The organism is Microcystis sp. M53603_WE2, from assembly GCF_030065435.1.
Genome location: NZ_JASJFF010001141.1, coordinates 1 through 3,430, shown reverse-complemented (window position 1 = coordinate 3,430; position 3,430 = coordinate 1). Strand labels below are relative to the sequence as shown.

Sequence of the window (3,430 nt, the reverse complement as noted above, 5' to 3'; positions counted from 1 at the left end):
GGGTACTGAAAAAAGTTGGGTTAAAATATAAAGGCCAAATCTAGTCAGAAAAAGAGATTTTTTATGGAAAAACAGGTAAATTGTGCTGTAGATTGCCTAAATGGTTGTATTTTAGGCGATAAATGCCCCAATCAAGCTCATGCCGCCGAAGCAGCTAAATTTATTGCCGAAACTTCTTTGGACAAGATGTTAGAAATGGCAGAAGCCGCTAGACTAAAAAAACTGACGCAACCGACCCAATGGATTATTCCCGATGATTTCTAGGGTTTAGGCCGGGGAACGGGGAACGGGTAAGAAAGTCGCTGTACCTTACTACTCCCAATAGCACTATATCAGTTTTTTCCACTGTTAACCGATAACTGTTGACTGAATAAAAGGCAGACAAGCAAGCATTTTCGGTTATTGAGAATTTTTTCTTTTCGTGGCTTTTTGTTTGCTGGTAGGGAGTAGGGGAGCGGTTAATTTTTCGTAGAGTTCAAAGAGGTATTCAATACGGTTTAATTCACTGGTAAAGGGTTGGGGACGATAACACAAATCAACGGCTTTGTCAAGTTTTTGGTGAGCTTTGAGCAAGTCGGGAGGCATGGTTAAAGGATCGTATAAATCCGCAAGGCTACTATCAGGATATTTTACCCTAGTATCTAGCACAGCTTGAGCGCAAGTTTCGACGGTTTGTTTTTGTTTGTCGGTGATATTTTCTGGAAAGGGGTAGTTATTATAAACGATGGTGTTTGAATAACGGTAATCACTTTTTAATCGTCCGCAAACATATTTAACCCATGTCATGTGCATTGCTGAAGTAAGAATACCAAATAAATATAAATCAGCACTGGCAACAAAGAGACAACTATTATTAGCAATATAATCTGGACTAAAGAAACCGAACGGAATATATTTTCTATTCTCCGAAGAGTGACTTGGTATTAAAATATAGCTGGTTTTTGGCTGTCTATTTTCAGTAAATAATGTTGGGAACTGCGACCATTTAATTGTCGCAACTTTAGAACTAGCCAAACGCATTTCTTTAACAGCTTCTACTCTTTTTAATAATAGAGGCAACTGCTTTAATTCTTTAGGCTGTATTTCTGTTAACCAAAAACACCAGCGTCTTTTATTATTCAGAAACTCATCAGCAGAAATAAAAGGCTTAATAAATTTTTCTCCTGCGGGTTCTTGTCGAATATACTGTTCTTTTTCCTCGTCATTCATCAGAAGATTACCACCATCTGTAGGTTGGCTGCCTTTGATCATTTCAGGCACGTTACAAATGGGTTTTATTTTCTTTAAAATGATTAAATCATTTCCTTCTGTCAGGTAAGGATTAATATTTTTAACCTTTCTTTCTGTTGGTTCACCTTTAATATCAGCATAATCAAAAATACGTTTATTGTCAATATCTTCTAGCCCAAAACCAATAATAACACAATGAACTGCGGCGTTTCCTTTTGCTTCATTACTCCAGCTAAAAGTTCGATAGGCAAAATGAATTTTTATTTTATATTTTTGATAAAGCTCTTGCCAAAGAACACCAACTTGTTCACCCTGAGAAATAGAATTTGTACTAACTAAAGCGCAACGAATTAAACTATTTTGAATAAATTCAGCCGCTTTAATATACCATGCCGTCACATAATCTAAAACACCTGCTCCTTTAACTTCGCCTAAAACATTATTCATGTCAGCCTTTTGGTCGGCATTTTGTAACTGTTTCCCCACAAAAGGAGGATTCCCTAAAATAAAATTGAGCTTTTCTTTTGATACAATTTCCTCCCAATCAATCCGTAAGGCATTTCCATGAACAATCTTTGCCGCTTTTTTCAATGGCAAACGCACAAAATATTGACCAAAAGTATTACTAACTTTAATATTCATCTGATGATCAATTAACCACATTGCCACCTCAGCCACCCTCACCGCAAACTCATCGTATTCAATACCAGCAAACTGATTGACATCTACCTGAATAATCCTACTAATATCTATTACTAACTGCCCCGTTTTATCTAACTCCTGTAATACCAAAATCTCTAAATCGCGTAACTCCCGATAGGTAATAATTAAAAAATTGCCGCAACCACAGGCAGGATCGAGAAAATATAAATTAGCAATCTTTTTCTGAAATTCTAGTAATTTATTGCGATTGCCTTTAATCTTCTCAAATTCCCTGTGTAAATCATCTAAAAATAACGGTTTAATCACCTTTTGAATATTTTTCTCGGAGGTATAATGCGCCCCTAAATTGCGTCGCTCTTTTGGATTCATTACCGCTTGAAACATAGAGCCAAAAATAGCAGGGGAAATTTTTCCCCAATCAAAAGCACAAGCTTCTAATAACATGACTCGCATCTTGCTATCAAAAGCCGCTAAAGGTAAAGACTCCTCAAATAACTTGCCATTTATGTAGGGAAATTGAGTTAAATTTTCATCGAGATTTTTTAATCTTTTTTCTTCTGGTGTATTCAAAACCTGAAAAATAGCATCAATGTGCATCGCCAAATCACTACCATCTTCCTTGGTATGTAGATCGATATATTCCCAGAAAATCCCCTTATTAAAAATACCCGTATCATCGGCAAATAAACAAAATAATAAACGCACTAGATAAACTTCCAAATCATGCCCTATATAACCAATTTCTTTGAGGCAATCATGAAGTTTTCCCATTAACTCGGCGGCTTGAATATTGACGGGATCTTCGTCTTTATAAACTCGCTTTTCATAACCAGCAATAAAATCAAATAAATGAACGTTATCAACAAAATTACTTAATTCAAATTCCCATTGATTGCCCGAATCTAAATCATATAATTTAAACCGTTGAAAATCCGATACTAAAATATAACGCGGTAACTCATGTTCCTTTAAATTGGGAAAATAATCCTTAGCCTGTTGTGTGGCTTTTTCTAAATCTTTCCCCTTCGATTTATGCTCAACTAAAATCGTTCCTTTCCAGAGTAAATCAATAAAACCCTGTTTATTATCTGCTTTTTTTATCGGTTGCTCAAAACTGGCTACCCTACGCCGTGAAATGCCAAAGACATGAAAAAACTCATTCCAAAAAGATTGAGATTCTGCTTTTTCTGAAGTCTCTCCTTGCCACTCTTTTTGAAAGGTAATCGCGCGATTTTTAATTTCATTCCAACTTAAAGGCATAGTTTTAACTCCTTATCTTTCGCGGGTTTGCTCAAAGATAGTAGAAAATGGTGTAGGGAGCCAGATGCAGTCAGTAAGGGATACAGATAAGTAGCTGGTTATAATTAAATTGAAGATAAATTTTAGGTTCGATCCCCCCTGCCCCCCTTGATAAGGGGGGTGCCGATAGGCGGGGGGATCTCCCCTTGATAAGGGGGGTGCCGATAGGCGGGGGGATCTCCCCTTGATAAGGGGGGTGCCGATAGGCGGGGTGATCTCCCCTTGATAAGGGGGGTGC

General features: G+C 37.2%; 2 protein-coding genes. One reads left to right on the top strand and one right to left on the bottom strand.

The genetic code is table 11. The features are described 5' to 3' along the window. Positions 1 to 63: 63 nt before the first annotated feature. Complete coding sequence (locus tag PX481_RS24075; RefSeq protein ID WP_045362169.1) at positions 64 to 264, top strand: hypothetical protein; 201 nt, start codon at positions 64 to 66, stop codon at positions 262 to 264. Positions 265 to 399: 135 nt separating this feature from the next. Here PX481_RS24075 and PX481_RS24070 read toward each other — a convergent pair whose 3' ends face one another. Next, positions 400 to 3,153 carry a DNA methyltransferase gene (locus tag PX481_RS24070; RefSeq protein ID WP_288096441.1) on the bottom strand — a complete coding sequence of 918 codons (2,754 nt, stop codon included), beginning with the start codon at positions 3,151 to 3,153 and terminating at the stop codon, positions 400 to 402. Positions 3,154 to 3,430: the final 277 nt, after the last annotated feature.

What these genes read in the sequence shown, in the direction of transcription:
- PX481_RS24075 (WP_045362169.1), top strand. Translation starts at nt 64, where the DNA reads ATGGAAAAACAGGTAAATTGTGCTGTAGATTGCCTAAATGGTTGTATT.
- PX481_RS24070 (WP_288096441.1), bottom strand. Translation starts at nt 3,153, where the DNA reads ATGCCTTTAAGTTGGAATGAAATTAAAAATCGCGCGATTACCTTTCAA.